The sequence below is a fragment of the Rhizobium leguminosarum genome (assembly GCF_002953715.1).
Taxonomy (GTDB): domain Bacteria; phylum Pseudomonadota; class Alphaproteobacteria; order Rhizobiales; family Rhizobiaceae; genus Rhizobium; species Rhizobium leguminosarum_V.
In genome coordinates this window covers 1-18,646 of record NZ_CP025016.1, presented here as the reverse complement: position 1 = coordinate 18,646, position 18,646 = coordinate 1, and the positions used below count along the sequence as shown (strand labels likewise).

General features: G+C 58.0%; 14 protein-coding genes and 1 pseudogene. 11 read left to right on the top strand and 4 right to left on the bottom strand.

The window, feature by feature from the left end; all coding sequences use genetic code 11:
• The first annotated feature begins 4 nt into the window (after positions 1 to 4).
• The 11 genes and pseudogenes from CUJ84_RS35020 to CUJ84_RS34970 all read left to right on the top strand — a co-directional run bounded on the left by CUJ84_RS35020 (position 5) and on the right by CUJ84_RS34970 (position 13,112).
• Positions 5 to 2,260: an MGH1-like glycoside hydrolase domain-containing protein gene (locus tag CUJ84_RS35020; RefSeq protein WP_105010048.1), complete on the top strand. Its 2,256-nt coding sequence runs from the start codon at positions 5 to 7 to the stop codon at positions 2,258 to 2,260.
• Between the two features lie 357 nt (positions 2,261 to 2,617).
• The gene (locus CUJ84_RS35015; RefSeq protein ID WP_105010047.1) at positions 2,618 to 3,697 is read left to right on the top strand and encodes an ABC transporter substrate-binding protein; all 1,080 of its coding nucleotides are present in this window, start codon (positions 2,618 to 2,620) and stop codon (positions 3,695 to 3,697) included.
• A complete protein-coding gene (locus CUJ84_RS35010) occupies positions 3,687 to 4,601 on the top strand; it encodes an ABC transporter permease (protein ID WP_105010046.1) in 915 nt (304 codons plus the stop codon). The genes CUJ84_RS35015 and CUJ84_RS35010 overlap by 11 nt, the downstream gene beginning before the upstream one ends.
• A gap of 10 nt (positions 4,602 to 4,611) precedes the next feature.
• Entirely contained in the window at positions 4,612 to 5,391 is a 780-nt protein-coding gene (locus CUJ84_RS35005) for an ABC transporter permease (RefSeq protein ID WP_027687351.1), read from the top strand.
• Positions 5,378 to 6,427 carry an ABC transporter ATP-binding protein gene (locus CUJ84_RS35000; RefSeq protein ID WP_105010045.1) on the top strand — a complete coding sequence of 350 codons (1,050 nt, stop codon included), beginning with the start codon at positions 5,378 to 5,380 and terminating at the stop codon, positions 6,425 to 6,427. The genes CUJ84_RS35005 and CUJ84_RS35000 overlap by 14 nt, the downstream gene beginning before the upstream one ends.
• A 2-nt stretch (positions 6,428 to 6,429) precedes the next feature.
• Entirely contained in the window at positions 6,430 to 7,026 is a 597-nt protein-coding gene (locus tag CUJ84_RS34995) for a cysteine hydrolase (protein ID WP_105010044.1), read from the top strand.
• 53 nt (positions 7,027 to 7,079) lie between these two features.
• Positions 7,080 to 7,568: a MarR family winged helix-turn-helix transcriptional regulator gene (locus CUJ84_RS34990; protein WP_105010043.1), complete on the top strand. Its 489-nt coding sequence runs from the start codon at positions 7,080 to 7,082 to the stop codon at positions 7,566 to 7,568.
• Positions 7,569 to 7,601: 33 nt separating this feature from the next.
• Complete coding sequence (locus CUJ84_RS34985; RefSeq protein ID WP_105010042.1) at positions 7,602 to 9,950, top strand: beta-glucosidase family protein; 2,349 nt, start codon at positions 7,602 to 7,604, stop codon at positions 9,948 to 9,950.
• A 72-nt stretch (positions 9,951 to 10,022) separates the two neighbouring features.
• Positions 10,023 to 10,343 (top strand): hypothetical protein, encoded by a 321-nt coding sequence (locus CUJ84_RS34980; RefSeq protein ID WP_105010041.1) that lies wholly within the window; start codon positions 10,023 to 10,025, stop codon positions 10,341 to 10,343.
• Positions 10,344 to 10,908: 565 nt separating this feature from the next.
• Positions 10,909 to 11,826 carry a recombinase family protein gene (locus tag CUJ84_RS34975; protein ID WP_105010040.1) on the top strand — a complete coding sequence of 306 codons (918 nt, stop codon included), beginning with the start codon at positions 10,909 to 10,911 and terminating at the stop codon, positions 11,824 to 11,826.
• 199 nt (positions 11,827 to 12,025) lie between these two features.
• Positions 12,026 to 13,112: pseudogene (locus CUJ84_RS34970) on the top strand (Fic family protein).
• 106 nt (positions 13,113 to 13,218) lie between these two features.
• Here CUJ84_RS34970 and CUJ84_RS34965 read toward each other — a convergent pair.
• From CUJ84_RS34965 to repA, 4 genes are all read right to left on the bottom strand, one after another.
• The gene (locus CUJ84_RS34965) at positions 13,219 to 13,485 is read right to left on the bottom strand and encodes a DUF2277 domain-containing protein (protein WP_105010039.1); all 267 of its coding nucleotides are present in this window, start codon (positions 13,483 to 13,485) and stop codon (positions 13,219 to 13,221) included.
• A 1,414-nt stretch (positions 13,486 to 14,899) separates the two neighbouring features.
• Positions 14,900 to 16,165 (bottom strand): plasmid replication protein RepC, encoded by a 1,266-nt coding sequence (gene repC, locus CUJ84_RS34960; RefSeq protein ID WP_105010038.1) that lies wholly within the window; start codon positions 16,163 to 16,165, stop codon positions 14,900 to 14,902.
• 238 nt (positions 16,166 to 16,403) lie between these two features.
• On the bottom strand, positions 16,404 to 17,444 hold the full coding sequence (gene repB / locus CUJ84_RS34955; protein ID WP_105010037.1) for a plasmid partitioning protein RepB: 1,041 nt from the start codon (positions 17,442 to 17,444) through the stop codon (positions 16,404 to 16,406).
• The gene (gene repA, locus CUJ84_RS34950; RefSeq protein WP_027687340.1) at positions 17,429 to 18,646 is read right to left on the bottom strand and encodes a plasmid partitioning protein RepA; all 1,218 of its coding nucleotides are present in this window, start codon (positions 18,644 to 18,646) and stop codon (positions 17,429 to 17,431) included. Before repA ends, repB begins: the two co-directional genes overlap by 16 nt.

Here is an 18,646-nt window from a genome sequence, read left to right as displayed (position 1 = left end):
AGCCATGCCAAAACACTCGACGATCCCCCTGATGCGCGCCTGGAACAGCTGGTCGGACCGGCCGGCCGAAATGGTTTTCCTGCCGCTCGGGGTGCGGATCACGCCGGTGCTGTATTCCACGCGCAGCAAGACGACTTCGGCCATCGAGCCGCGGCGCAATCCTGTCCGCCTGGGACGCCACGCCATCGACGGCTCGCTGATCGAACTTGAAACGGATCACACCGGCACGACGGTCGCCTTCTCCACGACCAAAACCGACCCTTTCGCAGTTCGCGGAAACTGGGAGGGAACGGTATCCGCCGAGTGGGGCTTGCGGTTCTGGCTGACGCTGGCGGTTTCGTCTGACGGCGGCGAGATCGGAGTCTATGACAGCGGTCGCAACACCACCCTCCTGAAGATCGGCACCCGGTTCGTGGCTGTCGTGACGGCGGAAGCTCCGGTCCACGTGACCGGTCATGACACGATCGAAGCGTTGCGCGCCGATTTCGAGGAAAATGGATATTTCTACACGGCGACCCGCAGCAACGAGGCGCCTGTTATCGCGCTGCGCTTCAATCTCGAAATGATGCGCAAGGGCACCTATGCCGCCGCTGTCGCCGACAGTGCGGAACTCGCCATCGCAAAAGCGCGGGCTTGCCTTGCTGAAAGTGCGCCGGCGCAGATACTGGATGGGCAGACGGGCCTGTTCGATGGGTCGCTCGATGCAGTTCGGGATGTGGTCGCCTGGAACACCATTTGGGACGACACCAATGCGCGGCCCTATACGGCGGTGACCCGTATCTGGAACCTCGGGAAATTTGCGGTCTGGTACAACGACCAGCTTTTCGCAGCCCTTCTGGCTGGTGTTTTCGATGCTGACCTAGCGCGCGAAAACATGGCGACAGCCATGGCCAGCGCCACACCGCAAGGCAATATAGCCTGCATCGTCACCTCCAATGATGCCTGGGTCGATCGCAGCCAGCACCCGAACGGTGCGCTCGTCGCCTGGCAGCTTTACCAACGAACCGGCGAGCGCTCGATGCTGGCCGCAAACTACGATGCCCTTGCCCGCAATCAACGCTGGTGGTGGGAAAACCGCGATCCCGGCGCCTTCGGCCTGCTATCTTGCGGCACCTCCGATGTCGGCGAAGGCCTCTACAAAGGGACTGCCTTCGGCGCACGCAACGAAACCGGCATGGACAATTCCGCGACCCATGACGAAGCGATCTACGACCCCGTCACCCGAACATTGTCCACCTTCGATCTCGGATTGAACAGCGCAGCCGCGCTGGATGCCGAAATGCTGGCAAACATTGCGACGGTCCTGGGAAAGCATGCGGAAGCGCAAAGTTTTGCCGCTGTTGCAGACCGCTGCCGCACGCTGATTTCCGAAACACTGTGGGATGAGAGCCGCGGTCTCTTCGCCAACCGCCAGCGCAATGGCGGGTTCGTCCGCTCGCTGTCGCCCACCAGTTTCTACCCGCTCCTTTGCGGGGCGGCCACGTCGGATCAGGCCGCCAGATTGCTTGAGCACCTGAGCGACGAGACGACCTTCGGCGGGGATTTCGTCCTGCCCAACGCCACACGCAACGACCCGGCCTTTGCCGAGAACGTCTACTGGCGTGGGCGCATCTGGCCGAACGTCAACTACATGGTCTGGCTCGGCCTGCGCCGTTACGGCTTCATGGCAGAAGCAAGCAAGCTCGCCAGCCAAAGCTATGACCTCTTCATGACGTCCTGGAGCAGGGACCGCATCGCATCCGAGAACTACAATGCAGTGACCGGGGAGGCGATGGACCAGGGTGATACCGATCCATTCTATATCTGGGCTGCCCTGTTGCCGCTGATGGCGACGGGTGAAATCGTTGATTTCGATCCCTGGTCTGGATGGACTGTGCACAATGCTGGTCAGGACCTGTCTATCGGCCCCATGCTGTCGCCGGCGGGAACACTGCATGTCTCCGTAAAAGCTGCCGTTCTTTCCATGAGGATTAATGACAGGACCGTGCTGCAGACGGACCTGCAGGCAACCTTCTCGCAGATCGATATCGGCGTCGGAAGGTTTGCATGCACCATCGCGCCCGTTGCCGGCGGCGGCTTCATCGACCTTTCCGGCATGACCGCAGGCAACATCACCGTCGCCCGGCTGGATGGGAACGACATCCGTCATCACACAAACGCTGAGGGCATTCGGGTGAAGATTGCCGAAAGCGCGCAAAAGCAGCGGCTTGAGATCTATTTTTCATCGCTCAACGCTCAGGTGACACCAAGAAAACCTTGACAGAAAAAGATTCATCAATAATAGTTTGTATACAAATAAAAAATCAAAAGACTGACGATACGATCAGAGGGTTTGAACTGAGGACTGAATTGGAAAACCATGTTTTCCGGATAAGTCCTGCATCGCGATTTGGAATGCGTTTCTGGGTTAAACGCCGTGTTCGGCTATTGTTCGGGACACGCTTTCGCTTGAGCTGAAATAGAAGTCGCGATCATTGTAATTCCTCCTGATTTTGCTTTGTATACAAACTATTATGGCGTGCTTTGTGCGCTTCCGTTTCGGTTCTGCCGATCCCGTTGAGGTCGATGACCGCGGTCACGATCACTTGCAACTGTATTTTCAAGAGGGGTGCCAAAAATGACAGAGATCACAAGACGCAATACTTTGAAACTGATGTCGACAGCGGTGTTTGTAGCGGGCGTCGGCCTTTCCGGCTTGCCCGGCAAGGCCTTTGCGGGCGGCACCATCACGGTCCTGAACTGGCAGGGCTACGGCACGGACGAAGCTTGGTCCATTAAGGCTTTTACCGAAAAGACCGGCATTGCAGTGGTGCACGATTATTACAGCTCCGAATCGGAAATGCTGACGAAGCTGCGCACCAACCCAGGCGCTTACGACTTGGTCATTCTGAATGCCGCCCGCTGCGCTCAGGCCGTTGCGGAAGATCTTCTTCAACCAATCGATTTCACGAAGGTCCCGAACGCTGCGACCGTCGATGACAATCTCCGCTCCAACCCGAACTTCAACAAGGACGGCAAAGGCTACGCAGTTCCATGGGTCTGGGGCATGACGTCGCTCGCAATTCGCGAGGGCAAGCCGGTTCCCGATAGCTACGCCGTTCTGGCCGATCCGGCTTATAAGGGCCGTGTCGCCATGGACGACGATGCGGTCATCAACATTGGCGTTGGCGCTCTGATGAGCGGACAGGACATCAACGATCCGAAAGATCTTGCAGCCGTGACCGCCGCGTTGAAGTCGATCAAGCCGAATGTAAAGCTTTTGTGGTCCACGGAAGATCAGTGGAACAAGTCGTTTGCAGCCAAGGAGTTCGACCTCTCGCTGTTCTGGTCTGGTGCCTCCGTGCGTTCCAAGCGCAATTCAAAACTGCCCGTTACCTTCGTCGTCCCGAAGGAAGGCGGCATCGTCTGGGTCGACGGCCTCGCCATTCCGGCATCGGCGCCGAACGCCGAGGGCGCGCTTGCCTTCGCCAACTGGATGATCGATCCGGCATTCTACGTCGAATGGGCAACCAAGATCGGCGCCCCGGCTTCCTCCAACTCGGCCGCTCTTGAAGCACTCCCCGCTGACGATCTCAGCCGCCAGGTGCACAAGCCCGAATATCTGAAGGCGATGACCATCATGTCGGCTCTGCCGGATGATCGCCGCGAAGCCTTCAACAATGTCTGGCAGGAAGTGAAGGCTTTCTATGCCGAATGATCAGCTGACATTGGCGTCAGCGCGCGGACCTTCGGGTCCGCGCAGTCGGCGCACGCTCCCATCATGGGTCTCGACGACGGCCCTGCTCATGCCAACATACGGCTGGTTAACGATTGCGGTTTTTCTGCCTCTTTTAACGATGTTCGCCTTCAGCTTCCTTTCGGCAACGCCGATGGGCAAGGCGCCGATCGTCTTCACGCTCAAGCAGTACCGGGCCTTCATCGATCAACCCTATCTGGTCGGTATCGGCATTACATCACTGCTGATCGGTTTCTGGACAACGCTCTTTTGCGCCATTCTCGGCTTTTTGGCAGCCGTTGCGCTCGTGCGCTCGACCTTCGGCAAGACGCGCGAAATGCTGCTGATCCTTATTCTCCTGCCCTTCTGGACAAACGGTCTGGTCCGCGTCTTTTCATGGACGATGGTGCTTCGGGAAAACGGCTTTCTTGACAGCCTGCTGCACATGATGGCGCCCGATGCCGGATCGATCGGTTTCCTTTACACGCGCTATGCCATCGTCGTCGGCCTCGTTCACGGCTACCTGCCCTACATGATCCTGACCTGCTATATCGCGCTTTCGACGATTGATGACGCGATCATCGAGGCGGCCGCTAGCCTTGGCGCGCGCTGGTGGACCATCCTTTTCAAGATTCTCCTGCCTTTGGCGGCTCCCGGCCTAATTTCCGGCGCCGTGCTGACTTTCATTCCGGTGATCGGCTCGTTCATGGAGCCGCGCATTCTCGGTGGCCGCGTTGGGGTGACGATGGGAACGGTGATCGAGGACCAGTTCACGCAGGCGTTTAACTGGCCGCTCGGTGCATCCCTGTCGTTTACGCTGCTCGCCATCGTGCTTGCCATTTTCGCAACCTTCTCCGGCGTCCTGCGCCGTGGCACGGCAGTGTGAGGAAACGCTGATGACATCGCTTGGCCGTTTCTATCTCATCGCCATCCTGATTTTCCTCTACACGCCCATCCTCGTCATGATGGCGATGGGCTTCAACGCTTCACCACTCTATGAGTTGCCCTTTACGTTTTCGACCCAATGGTATGAAGCGCTCTGGAGCAATACCGTGCTTCTGAAAGCGGGCATGAACAGCCTCATCATCGCCACCATCACCGCTGTTCTGGCAACGACGCTGGGGACAATGGCATCGGTGGCGCTGTCGCGGCGCACCTTTCGTGGCAAGAGCCTACTGCAACTGATGCTACTGCCACCGATCGCCATTCCCTGGCTGATCACCGGCACCGCAATGCTGATCTTCTTCTATTGGAGCGGGATCGGCCGCGGCATGCATGCGCTGTTGATCGGCCATGTCGCGCTTGCCATCCCCTATGTCGTCCTCGTCGTCGGAACGGGCTTCAAGACGATCCGTGCCGATCTTGAAGAAGCCGCCATGAGCCTTGGTTCGACGCCGGTTCACGCCTTCTTCTCTGTGACGCTGCCGCTGCTTTATCCCAGTATTCTGGGCGCGGCGCTCTTTGCCTTCGCGGTTTCGCTCGATCAGTTCGTGATTTCCTACTTTCTCGCAACGCCCGGCTACACGACGCTGCCGGTGCAGATCTATTCCTCGATCCGCAAGGGCTTCACCCCTGAAATCAATGCGATCTCGACCGTGCTCCTGCTCGGTTCAATGACCGTCATCCTGATTTTTGCGCGCTTCGCCAAGCCCGGAGACACAAGTGACAAACGTTAAAGTCGATTCCGTCGCCAAGACCTATGGCACAACACCGGTTCTCGCCGATATCACCACCGAGTTCACCGAAGGGTCCTTCACCAGCCTTCTGGGACCATCGGGCTCGGGCAAAACCACGCTGCTGCGCATCATTGCAGGCTTCATCAAGCCGGACCACGGTGTGGTGATGATCGGCAACAAGGATGTCACCGATGTACCGGTCTGGGGCCGCAACATCGGCATGATGTTCCAGTCCTACGCCCTCTTTCCGCACATGACGATCGCCCAGAATGTTGCCTTCGGTCTGGAGCGGCGCGGCATCAAGGGAGCAGCGGCCCGCAAGGAAGTCGATCGCGCCCTTGAAATGGTGCGCCTTCCCGGCTACGGCGACCGCACGCCCAAGCAGTTGTCCGGTGGCCAGCAGCAGCGCGTCGCGCTGGCGCGCGCCATCGTCATCAAGCCGAGCGTGCTTCTGCTCGACGAGCCGCTATCGGCACTGGATCGCAGGCTGCGCCAGGAAATGCAGGTGGAACTGCTGCGTATCCAGCGCGAAAGCGGCCTGACGACCATTTTCGTGACGCACGATCAGGAGGAAGCACTAACGCTATCGGACAAGGTGGCAATTCTCGATAAAGGCCGCATCGTCCAGATCGGCAAGCCGGATGCGGTTTACGAAAAACCGCTGACCCGCTTTGCAGCCGAATTCCTTGGCGATTCCAACTTCCTGAGCGGAACAGTTGAAAACGGCGCCGTTCGTCTGGCCGACGGCTCTCTGGTCAAAAGCACGAGCGCCTTGCCGACAACCGGTGCCACCGTCACCCTCGCCGTACGCCCGGAGAAAATGTCGATCTTGTCCGGCAATGCTGGTGAAAACACGATGAAGGCGCGTATCACCACCGTTATCTATGCGGGACCGGTGCTCTCATATCATCTGGAAACAGCCGATGGCCTGCCGCTCAAGCTGTTCGCTCAGAACCGCGATGGCACCGTGCTTAGCGAAGGCGACAACATTACCTTGCACTGGGCTGCCGACCATACCGTCGCAGTCGCAGACTGATCATGGAAACGGTATCGTTCTCAAAAAATACGTTGCATGTCGTCATCGATATGCAACGCCTCTTTGCCGAAGAAACGGAATGGCACACGCCGGCGATTGCTGCCATCCTTCCAAACGTCCTGAAAATCACCAGGGCAAGGCCGTCGGATACGGTATTCGCGCGCTTCGTCGTTCCACAAAATGCAGACGCCGCAAAAGGCGCATGGAGAAACTACTATCGGCGATGGTCGTCCGTTACCCTGGATGCGATCGATCCGGCCATGCTCGATCTCGTCGGCCCGCTTGCCGCGATAGCGGATGAACGCTCCGTCATCGATAAGCAAACCTACTCGATTTTCGGCACGGAGGGTTTTTCCGGGAGACTGCAGGCCGCCGGCATCGATACGCTGATTTTTTCCGGCGTAGAGACCGATGTCTGCGTCTATGCCAGCGTGCTGGATGCTGTCGACGAGGGCTACCGCGTCATTCTCGCCGCCGACGCCCTGGGAAGCAGCAACGCGCAAGCTCATGACGTTGTTTTAAGGACTCTCGCTCCCAGGCTTTCGGAACAGATTGAGATTTTATCGACGGATGCCATTGTGAAGTTATGGCAAGCATGACGTTCAAAAATGGGCCATGGACTTCGTGGCGCAGCATGATTTGAGGGATCCGAATGGATGTTCCGATGAAAGACAAAGCTGGTTTGCCCGACGACGCGCCGCCATCAAGCGTGACGACCGATGGCCGCCAGACGCAATACACCCTCGGTGAACAGATCGGCTTTTATCTCCGCCAGGCCAACCAGCGCCATGTCGCAATCTTTGCAAGTCTGATTTCGGAAAAGCTGACGACAACCCAATGGGCGGCGCTCGTGAAGCTCAAGGATTTGCAACCGTGTTCGCAGGGCAACCTTGGACGCGAGACGGCGATGGACATGGCGACCATCAAGGGCGTCGTCGACCGCCTCGTCAAGCGCGGTCTCGTCCATACGGAACCGGATCCGGCCGACGCGCGCCGGCTGGTTTTGACGCTCACTGCTGAAGGCGATGCTACGGTAGACCGCAATCTCTCGATTGCCTTGAAAATTTCGCAGGAAACGCTGAGCACGCTGACGGCCGCAGAGCGGATGATGCTGATGGAACTGCTTCAGAAGATCTGTTGATCACCTTCACCGCCAGAATTTGAAGAGACTTCAATGTTTCAGCACACTGATGACGAAATGGCGTTGCTTGTCGATCAAATGACGGCTGCGGAAAAGGCCGATCTATTGAGCGGCCGGGGCCTTTGGAAAACCGCTGATATCGAAAGGCTTGGCATTCCCTCTATCCTGATGACCGACGGTGCCTACGGTGTTCGATACTCGACCACGCAGATTGATGCTGGCGATAGCGACGACAATAGCCTCCAGGGGTTTCTGGCGCTGGTCAACCAGCAAGCCGATGAAGCGGGCAGCATGTTCGGCACAACGCGGCCCGCAACCTGCTTTCCCAATGGCAATCTACTCGGCTGCTCCTGGGACGTGGACCTTGCTTACCGCATGGGGGCTGCCCTTGCGGCGGAGTGCCAGCACTTCGGAGTCCACCTGCTCCTCGGGCCAGGTATCAACACGAGGCGCACGCCGCTTGCCGGCCGTGCCTATGAGTATTATTCCGAGGACCCGGTCATCAACGGCGACCTTGCCGCAGCCTTGATCTGCGGCATGCAGGACAACGGCGTTGGCGCTTCGCTGAAACACTTCGCCTGCAACAATTCCGAGATCGAACGCACCACGACAAGCTCCGATGTCGATGAGCGCGCCTTGCGCGAGATCTATCTGGCGGGGTTCGAACGGGCGATCGAAAAAGGCAAGCCCTGGACGGTGATGAGTGCCTACAATCCGGTAAACGGCATTCATGCGACGCAAAACTCTTGGTTATTGACGACAGTCCTGCGCCAGGAATGGGGCTATGACGGGCTCATTGTTTCCGATTGGCATGCGATCAAGGACAGGCCTGCTTCGCTTGCAGCCGGAACCGATCTCGACATGCCGGAAAGCAAACCGCGCAAGTCGCAGCTTCTTGATGCGATCGAGGCCGGCAGGATCGGCCGGGGAACCACCGATGCGTCATGCATGAGGGTGCTCGATCTGGTCCAGCGCTGCAAAGCGAACGAGAGACCGGGTACTCCGGCTGATCTCGAAGATCACCACATGCTTTCCCGCCAGATTGCTGCAGAGTCGATCGTCCTGCTGCGCAACGAAAACGCGGCTTTGCCGCTTAACGCGAACGCTTCACCCCGAATCCTTGTCGTCGGCAATGGGGCGATCTCGCCGGCCATTCAGGGCTCTGGCTCGGCGACCACCAATCCTTACCGGGTCGATGTTCCGTTCAAGCAGATTTGCAATAGAGCCGGTGAAAACTGCACCGTTCGTCACATGCCTTTCGACGTTGAGACCGCGAAAGCCGCGGTATCCGCCATCAATACGGTTTTGCACGCGGCGGCAGACAGTGATGTCGTCGTGGTGTTCACCGAAAACGAAAAGAGCCGTAATGGCGAAGGCAATGATCGCGATACGCTGAAGTTATTGAGAGGTCACGACGACCTCATCAGTGCGCTGGCGGCTGCCGGCCGGCGTGTGGTCGTCGTGCTTTCGATGCCGGATACGGTGGAGATGCCCTGGCTTTACGAGGTGGATGCGGTTCTCGCCTGCTTTTTCCCAGGCCAAGGCGGTGGCGAAGCGATCGCCCGCGTACTTTTCGGCGACCAGAACCCTTGCGGCAAGCTGTCTGCCAGCATGCCCGTTCGCATCGAGGACATCCCCGGGTGGCACAGCTATCCCGGCGACCATGGCCGCCACGTCTACAGCGAAGGCATCTTCGTCGGATACCGCTACTATGATCTGAAAGCCGTCACTCCGGCTTTCCCCTTTGGCCACGGCCTCAGCTATACGACATTCGCATATGAGAACATGTCGCTGGATTGTCAGAAGGTCGAACCTGGCACCTGCTGCACCGCAACCGTCACGATACGCAATACCGGCCTGGTCGCCGGCAAGGAAATCGTTCAGCTCTATGTGCGACCGGTCAAGCCCGGCCTGAAGCGTCCGATCAGGGAATTGAAGGCATTTGCCAAAGTGTATTTGGAGGCCGGAGAAGCAAAAACGGTTGCGGTCGCGCTGCAACCACGGGATTTCCAGTATTTTGATGTATCACGCTCCAGCTGGGTTCTCGATGCAGAGGCCTTCGTGGTAGAGGCGGCCGCGTCATCGCGCGATATTCGGCTGAGCAATACCCTGCCCTGCCGACGTCAGACCTTCGCTCCCGAAAAGCTTTCACCCCAATCCCCGCCATCGGTCGTCTTTTCCCACCCGCGGGCCGAAACGGTGCTCAGAGATTTCTTCGAAGCGAACCTATCGCTTTCGAACGCACAAGCGCAGGCAATTCTCGATCAGTTGCGCGGATCTTTCCTGGGCTTCTACGATACGCTGAGCTGGTTTGTGGGCGACAGCGTTCCGGAAACAGACATCGCGGCTATTCTGGACGAACTCAATGAATCGGGAGCATAAAGTCTTTGATGGCTCGACTTTCTGCCCTTCGTTCATCGCCATTATCGAGGCGAGCAGACCGGGGGTGACTATATGGTTGATGAGATTAGCGCCGGGGTCGAGGCGTTTATCTTTGACAGCGAGTCACATGCAGTCGATCTCCCGCTCACCCTTTTGCGCAAGAAGCGCTTGAGAGGCTATCGGGCCGCCGCAGTGATGCGCATTGGTGGAGATGCGCTCGCGAAGGGCAGTCAGCAACGTATCGAGGCCGCTACCCCAGATTCCTGGGGGCTTCAGGACGCTGCGGATCAGCCAAAGGCGAATGGCCTCCCGATCCGAAGCGAACTGGGCTTGGAGCAGATAGGTGCCATCCAATTTCCGAGCGTAGAGATAATAGGCAATCGGCAGAATTGAGCTCTCGGCCCGCAGATTCTGAGTGTTGAATCCATAAGCTGCAAAGGCACGCTGATTTTCTCAACACGGCCACCCTATCTGCCCCGCTTACCTCGTAGCAGGTTGGAGATGGCAATTTCAGCAGGTCATAATGCATTGAAAACATGGTGAATACGCTATTAACCAGAAGCGATATCGACCTTAGTTTCCGCCACGGCTGCAATTATAATTTCGTTCCTCCACTTCCGATAAGTCTTCCTTTTCGATGGCGAGAGGATCGTTGTCTGATCAACTCCATCGGCCCGTTCTTGGGTTGAGCGGTATTGCGGCGGCCTTTTAGCGTCAAAGAGCCCTCTGTCACGGGAAGGTGGCGGCCAACCTGCTCCAGATGCCCGGATTTGAGCCATTTCGCCGACAGGAGGCCGCTAGCGCGCGTTCTCGATCTAAGACGACCCGATGCGCGTCCCGGCCTCGTTTCTGCGCCGTACGACCTTCCATTGTGATCATAAAACACGCTTGCAAAGGAACGTTTACTGACGCATGCATTATCTGTACAAACCGCTGCTAGAGACGACATTGGAGTTCCATGGCGAGACCCGCAATCCCCAATCCCCGTCCTGCGCCCCAGAGGTTGATTGGATACGCGCGCGTGTCGACAGAAGACCAGGTCAACGACGCCCAGGTGGACGAGTTGCGAGCGGCTGGTTGCTATCGCATCCATCAGGAGCAAGGATCCGGGGCATCAAGGGTGAGGCCCGTCCTGAGGAAGCTTCTCCGCGAACTTGTCGCGGGCGACGTGCTCGTTGTCGTCCGACTGGATCGGCTAGCGCGTTCCGTTAGCCATTTGCTTGCTGTCATCGAAGACCTCGAGGAAAGGGGCGTTCACTTCCGGTCCCTTCGTGATCCAATTGATACCTCGACGCCGCAAGGCATGTTTTCTCTGCAGGTACTGGGTGCCGTAGCCCAGCTCGAGCGTGCACTCATCGCGGAGCGAACCAAAGCCGGCATGCTGGCGGCTAAGGATCGGGGGCGGCTCGCCGGCAATCCAGGACTTCGCGAGCGGCGACCGGAAGCTATCCGTGCTGTCTCTGCCGCCCGCAATCGGGCTTATCTGGACGAACTGATCTCATCGGCGCAGACATGGTTACCGACCGTTCGCAAGCTGCGACCGCAACATAGTTGGGAGAATGTCGTGCTCATCCTTAATCGCAAAGGCCACAGCTGGACGGTCGAACGCTTGCGCCGGGCAGTTCACCGGATAGTACGCGAAAAGCTTGCCGAGCCAGAACTGCTCGCCCGCTCTCCTCGCCGGCCGCCGGAGGACAATCTGATGAAGCTGGTCGCCGCGATCGCGATCGCCGATCCCGACCTATCGCTTCGAGAAATTGCTGCGCAGTTGGACCAGATGCATGAGCGACCGCCGCGTGGCGGCCGGAAATGGCAGCCGTCTTCAGTGAGAGCACTGTTGGACGAAGCGCGCCGCTTCGGGCTCATACGCTTATGAGAGCCCAGTCGTGACAAGGTCCTAAGTTTGATTGGCGACATATTGGGGTTTTGCCCTTTGGATATAGTCGATTCTAGCTTTTCAAGGTGCTCTCCGGGCCTCCGCGACAGCCTTCGATCCATCACATGAGCGATAGAATTCATTTCTATCACTCATCGCAATGGATTATCGGGAGTTATAAAAAGGGCGCCTATTACTCATGGAATGGAAGCGGACGAAGCAAGGCTGGCCGGATTTCATGTATGATGATGCGCCGCTCGATCCACTCGAAAGCCGATTCCTCCTGTCATCGAGGGAAGTGACTGCAGCAGTTCGTCATGTGCGTTATGAGGACGCAATCTGCTTCGTATTGAGCTTTTAAGCGACAGGGCAGTGAAAACCTCCGAGATCGAGGGCAAACGCTTGCTCAATTGAATGGGCAATCCTCGTGCGCCGCCAGTTTGGCCTCGATGCCGACAATCGGCCGTCAAAGCCGTAAGAGCGCGGCATCGCGGAAATGATGGTCGCGATGTGCACGACACTTGGTCGGCCCCGCTCAATGGCGAAACCCTGTTTCGATGAAACGGCATGCTGATGACAGCCAATCGCCATATTGGAGCGATCGGCGCATACCGGACGCATGAAGATCCCATGCAGATTGTGTCCGCCGTCTGGACAATCCGACCGTCCGCTATGAAGCCCTACCATCAAGGCAGGTCCCGGCGGAAATGGCGACCTACACCGAGTGGTTCAACAAATCGGCGCCACACGGTGAACTCCCCCTGCCCGCTCCTACTCGTGCTGGCATAGGCCATTTGTATTTCGAAAGCGTCCATCCGTTTGAAGGTGGGAATGGCAGGCTTGGCCGAGCACTTGCGGAAAAAATCGCTTGCCCAAAATATTGGACAACCGAGGCTGATTGCGTTTGCCTACACAATCGAGCATGGCCGGAAAGCCTATTACGATCAGCTCGAACGGCATCAACGCACGCTCGATATCACCGAGTGGCTGGTGTATTTTGCGGGAACCATCCCTAAGGCGCAACAGACCACCGTGATGCGGGGGGCCTTCTATATCAGCAAGGCGCAATTCTATGACCGGTTTCGCGGGCAATTCAACGATCGCCAGGAGAAGGCCATCGCTCGTATGTTCGAGAGGGCCCTGGGGGGTTAAAGGCGGGGCTAAGCGCTGAGAATTACATTTCGATGCCGCGGACCTCGCGCGCGACAGCGACGCGCAATCTTCATGATTTGGTGGTAAAAGATGCGCTCACGCGTACCTGCGCCGGCAGGCTCGTCATGCGCTAAATCTGCCCTGATTAAGCAAACGAGATTGCCGCCAACAGCCGCGTCCCTTTTGGACAAAGGACCGAAAAGGCCGAACCAGCTGACCGCGCCACGATGGCCTGCAAAGTCATGCAAACCGGGTCAGGTTCCTTGCGCGCGCTTTTGCAGCTTCTTCCTCGCGGTTGTGCGGCGGATGTGAAGTCTCGAGCGAATCGAGCAGTTCGCGCGCGCATGCCGTGATTGAATCGATTGCGTGTTCGAACGCTGCCTCATTGCGTTTCGACGGCTTCGTCGTTCCACTCAGCTTTCGCACGAACTGTAATGCCGCATCACGTATTTCCTGATCGGTCGCCGGCGGATCGAAATTGAACAGCGGTTTTATGTTTCTGCACATTGATTGCTCCCAGTCATCTTCGTTTAACTCATAGCGTGGGGCGGGGCAGGTGACTTACCTGCGCCAGGAGATTCCAGGCGCGATGTGCGTCCTGTCAGTGCGACCACTTCCCGCGCCCATCTGCATCTTCGCATCGATCTCCCCCTAATTCGACAGTCCTACCCCTCTGTCGCTCGGGCTGGCGAACAGCTTAGATAACGAAAAGAACGCCACAAGTCATTCTCGCTGTCACCACTCCAGGCATCAAGTGCGCGGTACGCCATCGCGTCGACGTCACCAGTGACGCCGATTTTGCCGCCCTGCGCCGGATACTTCCACGTCCCTCACGCCCTGAACGTCAGACCGGTCGGCACCTACCCGCAGCGTCCGACGTCCCCGGAAGCTGTGTCGCTTTTGGTGATTGAGCCTTTTGAATGAGGAGAGGGGTCACATCCTTATCGGCACGCTCCACCCGAAAGGTAACAGCTGTTACCTTTCGAGTCCCTCGTATTAAGATCGCCCAGTTCGTCCAACGCGAGCGACAAATATCTTGGCGTTGATAGCCCCGCGAAATGGGGTGTCGACCGGACCCTGCCCCGTCCCGCTCGGTCGCTTTAGGCAGCAAAGCACAATGATCCTCGGACGGGCCACAAGCGGGTCGAAACAGGAGGCATGGGTTCGCGAATGAAGATTCGGAGACCTCCTTCTTTACCACTCTCCATCTCACTCTCTGTCATCACAACGTCCATCCCTGGCGTGCCCTCAACTCCCGGCAAAGTTGGTCGAATCCCGCGTGAAGCGATTCCAATCAGTGGGCCGAAATGCCCGAACACGGGAGCCGCGCAGCAGCATCGATGCCTATGCGCTCGGGTCCTACCCAATGCCATCGACACCTCCCGCCTTTTCGAATTCATCCATGCCCTCCAACACCCATGTTTTTCTTCGAGCCGAGTGGCTCCAAGGACTCGGAAAGCTTCACTGCTTAAAAGGTATGTAGCACGGAGACAGGGAGCGAGATCGCAAACGCCAGAACCGTCGGCGCTGACTTCGTCATCGATGCTGAACAATCAACGGCGACACATTCACATCGGAGGGTGTCCAAGATCGGCAGCCAAGCAGGGTCCCTTCAGTGGACACGAGGAATGGGGCCACTCGGCCACAGCTCTGTCGGCAGGGACCTCAGGGCAGTTGTCCGCCCTCGCCGTCTCGTCGCGGAAGCCAGATGGAATATGGCTGCATCGACGGCGGGCGCTAACGAATACTCGGCGAACCGACTCCATCTGGATGCGCCCGCCCATTGCCGTACATCCGTCCCCAGATAGCGAGGCCTCGGGCGTGAAATCAATCCGTTCCTGTCACGGCTTCAACGCAAACCTCGTCGCGATCAATCCATTCCGCAAGCCCACGGGCTGAGTAACAGCTGTTACCTTTTCGCCTATCCATCCCGTGTGTTCATCCCGCTTTCGGCAAGACCGTAAAGGCTTTTTGAAAGGTGAAGACTTCCATCGACCGCCCGGTCGACCATTGCACGGAAATAGCCCCCCGGCTTTGCAATCAGCTCCGGGTCACGCAAGGATTTTTCGAGCACGGTCGCCAAGATGGCCGACGCAGCGTAGCGGCCGACCCTCCCTACACCGTCAACCCATGCAGCCTCCGACAGACCGATCATGCGTCGCATCATTTCGGCCGCGCCGACAACATCGGACCATCCGTCAAACTCCACGCTGACACATTCCTGCGCCGCACGGCAGCCAACCTGCAGCAAGCCAACCGGCACCGCAGCTAGAACGGCACCCTGGATATCACCGACAGCCTTTTCCGCATGCCGCAATCGGGATTGCATGTCTCCAACCGCCGCCCCAGGCTTATTTTCATAAGCCATTGCGACGGTGGAGCCGTCGTCAGTTAGTTTGATGTCTCGCTCGGCAGAGTGAGTCCGTTCATTACTTTCAGAAAGGTTTTTAGGGGTTGTATTAATAATGGAGGTGACGCCAGTGTCACCCGCGGATGACATATTATGCTCATTGAAGCGGTGTTCGGCATATTCAAGAACCTCACCATGAAGTGATTCGAGCTCGCTTGCCTGCTCGGCTCGGCCGGCCACCGTCTCGATGATCGCCTGTGCAGCGCTCCTCCAGCTATCCGCCTTCTCGGGGAACGCTTCGCACGCATCGATTATTGCCCTGGAAAACCGCGTAACCGCACGACGCGCATCCTGGGTGGCCTTCAGTTCCCTTTGATAGTTGTCAACGCTCTCCTTGATCTCCGTAAGCCGCACGCGCGCGGGCGTGAAATCGAGCCCGAAGCCGCTGGCAACCATCCCGTCATTGTCGCGGTACACGAAGCGCCGGCCAGTCGGGCTGTCACGGTAGGAGGCGATCCCAGCTTCAACGATCCTGCGCAGGCAACGCGTAACTGTGCGCTCGGAGCGCAGCGTGTATTCGGCGAGCTTGGCGTTCGAAATTGCAACGATCGGTCGGCCGGCTCCTTTCCAGTCATCGCCGCGCGAGAGGCCAAGGAGAATGTCCAGGACATGATAGGTGGTGCCGTCGATCCCAAGGATCGGCGCGGCCTTCTTCAGCAGGAGGGAGATCTCCGACTTTGAGGTATCCGGTATGTCGTTGGCCATCGCCATACGCGCGCTTGCGAGAATGGCCGGACTGACGCGTCTGAACGATGCGATTGCCGTTGCTTCTGTCATTGGCTAGCTGCCCGCAACACCTTGGCGTGCGGCTCCATCGAGATTCTTGTTGATGAAAGCCAGCAGACGGGCACAGTTTTTCGTTCCCAGCTGTTAAGCAGGGGTTGATTGTGCCAGCGGTCCGTCATAGAATCAGTTTGTTAGAGCTGATGTCGACGGGACGTTTTCGTACTGTCGGCTAGGATTTTAAGGGTTCGCCGATTGCCGTCGGTGAGCCCTTTCCTATTTCTGAACCAGCCTACCGCATCGGCGTCTCCCCGTTTTGTTGCCGGTACTCGTCCACCAGTGCCGGAAGCTTTTCGATGAGCCAGGCTGACAGGCCTGGCATCTTGCTTTCCGGAATTGTAATGAGCGTTGAGGAACGCGAGGATTTTGCGGTAATCACCGCGCCGCCACCGACCTCGATCTCTTCGCCGCGATCTCCGCTGGCTGCCTTGTGTTCCAGGGCGTTCATCAGCGCAGCGAAGCGCTGATCGCTTGGGGACGCAACCCATGCCCTCGTCGACGTCACTTGATCAATGATAAGCTGGGCTGCGGCCGGAGCCCTACCGTCCTTGAAATGGGCGGCGAGCTTTTCCCACTTCGGGCGGCCGATTGAAGGGGCCGAACCAATTCTGCCGATCAGTTCGGCCGGGAACTGTTCTGCGATTCCGATCAGCATCGAAATGTAGGTTAGCTTGCCGTCTGCCCTGCCGAGTGCGGCAGCGATCGTCTCCCGGCGGAAACCGCGTGACTTCAGGGTCGCAGCAAAGAGCGCCTGTTCGATGAAGGAGAGATTGGCGCGTTCGGTATTCTCGATACCTTGCGCGACCACCAATTCATCGTCGGAGAGGTCGCGGACGATCGCTTTTACCGGCCGTTCAAGGATCTGGCAGGCTCGCAGGCGCCTATGGCCGTAAGCGACCTGAAAGAAACCTTGCCTGTCGGGGGAGGGGCGAACGAGGATGGGGAGCCTCTGGCCATTTTCGCGGATGCCCTCAACGAAAGCCTGGAATTGCGGCTCGCCCTCGATATCGAGGCGGTCCCTGACAAAGGAGGGAACGACGAGGGCAGAGTCAATTTCGACGATTGTTTCAGAACCGCTCAGTTGCTCACGAAGGCGTTCGTTCTCCTCTTCCACGGCGACAAAGGCCCGGTCCATTGACTTGACGGCTCCAGATCCCACTTTCACACTAGGCCCGGCGGAGATCTGCTTGGCCAGCTCAGCGGAATCGACATTTCCAAAAAGACTTTTCATCCGATTGGAGCGTTCTTTGGCGTTGGTCATGACCGCCCCCATACCGATTTGATGTGGTTGAAGATCTCGAGATTGACAGCGTCGACGGAATCCAAGGCGCGCGTGAGCGTGTCGCGACCGACAGAGCCACGCGCCATTTCGTAAAGGCTCTTCTTCTCCAGCCCGGCGCTGGCGATTGCAGTCGTGTCCACCACCGCGGGCGCCAGCACGTCCTCGCCAAACAGCGAGCGCAGAAGCGCGACGACATTCACCTGAGGGACGTCGTTTGGATTATGCCTAGTGATGACATATCGGATGAAATCGTGTTCCAGAATACCGCCACGCTCCTCGATAACGTGCATGACGTCGCTCATCATCGCCAGGAACTGGTTCATGCTGGCAACGTCGATCATCGCCGGATGAACGGTAATCAGCAGAGAGGTCGCTGCACAAAGCGCGCCCAGGGTAAGATAGCCCAGTTGCGGCGGCGCATCGATCACCACGACATCATAGTCTTCGGCGACGCTGTTTATGACGGCGCCGAGCCGCCGGAAGAAGATCCCGTCGCCGCGGCCGCCACCGCTTGCAATCGCCTGCGGCGTCTCATGCTCGTATTCCATGAGCTCAAGGTTGCCCGGTATGAGATCAATGCCGTCAAAATAGGTATTGCGAATGATGTCGCGCATCGGCCTGCGGTTGTCATCGTCATAGCGAATGGCCGCATATATCGTCTCGTTGTCGCTGACATCGAACTCGGGCTGATAGCCAAACATGGCCGACAAGGATGCCTGGGGGTCGAGATCGATTGCGAGCACGCGCAAACCGACCAGCGCGAGATAGTGGGCGAGATGAACGGTCGTCGTCGTTTTGGCAGATCCGCCCTTGAAGTTTGCAACCGCGATAACCTGCAACTTCTCGCCAGGACGTCGGCGCGGCAAGAAATCCAAAGCTTCCAAAGGGCGCTTCACGGCAAGGTATCGGCGAAGCTCATTGACCTGCGCGAGCGTGTAGCTCCTGCGGCCGTTCTCCAGCCGCTCCGGCATCGCCCCTTCGCCGTCCAACGACATCTGGCGAAGTGTCGATTCCGCAATCCCGAGCATGCTCGCAACGTCGCGCGATGTGAACGTGCGCAACGACTTCATCGCCTCCGGCGGATACATATGCGTCCTGAGAGACTGCAATTGCGCTGACAACATCTGCGATTGGCGTGTAATCTTCGCAGCGGAGGATTCGCTCGTTTGCTTGCGTGTCGTCATCTGATCCAT

Excerpts from the sequence above, each read along its gene's own strand:
- CUJ84_RS35015 (WP_105010047.1), top strand. The coding sequence starts at position 2,618 with ATGACAGAGATCACAAGACGCAATACTTTGAAACTGATGTCGACAGCG.
- CUJ84_RS34975 (WP_105010040.1), top strand. The coding sequence starts at position 10,909 with ATGGCGAGACCCGCAATCCCCAATCCCCGTCCTGCGCCCCAGAGGTTG.
- CUJ84_RS34990 (WP_105010043.1), top strand. The coding sequence starts at position 7,080 with ATGGATGTTCCGATGAAAGACAAAGCTGGTTTGCCCGACGACGCGCCG.
- CUJ84_RS34965 (WP_105010039.1), bottom strand. The coding sequence starts at position 13,485 with ATGTGCAGAAACATAAAACCGCTGTTCAATTTCGATCCGCCGGCGACC.
- CUJ84_RS35005 (WP_027687351.1), top strand. The coding sequence starts at position 4,612 with ATGACATCGCTTGGCCGTTTCTATCTCATCGCCATCCTGATTTTCCTC.
- CUJ84_RS35020 (WP_105010048.1), top strand. The coding sequence starts at position 5 with ATGCCAAAACACTCGACGATCCCCCTGATGCGCGCCTGGAACAGCTGG.
- CUJ84_RS34995 (WP_105010044.1), top strand. The coding sequence starts at position 6,430 with ATGGAAACGGTATCGTTCTCAAAAAATACGTTGCATGTCGTCATCGAT.
- repA (WP_027687340.1), bottom strand. The coding sequence starts at position 18,646 with ATGGATCAGATGACGACACGCAAGCAAACGAGCGAATCCTCCGCTGCG.
- CUJ84_RS35010 (WP_105010046.1), top strand. The coding sequence starts at position 3,687 with ATGCCGAATGATCAGCTGACATTGGCGTCAGCGCGCGGACCTTCGGGT.
- repC (WP_105010038.1), bottom strand. The coding sequence starts at position 16,165 with ATGACAGAAGCAACGGCAATCGCATCGTTCAGACGCGTCAGTCCGGCC.
- CUJ84_RS34980 (WP_105010041.1), top strand. The coding sequence starts at position 10,023 with ATGGTTGATGAGATTAGCGCCGGGGTCGAGGCGTTTATCTTTGACAGC.
- repB (WP_105010037.1), bottom strand. The coding sequence starts at position 17,444 with ATGGGGGCGGTCATGACCAACGCCAAAGAACGCTCCAATCGGATGAAA.
- CUJ84_RS34985 (WP_105010042.1), top strand. The coding sequence starts at position 7,602 with ATGTTTCAGCACACTGATGACGAAATGGCGTTGCTTGTCGATCAAATG.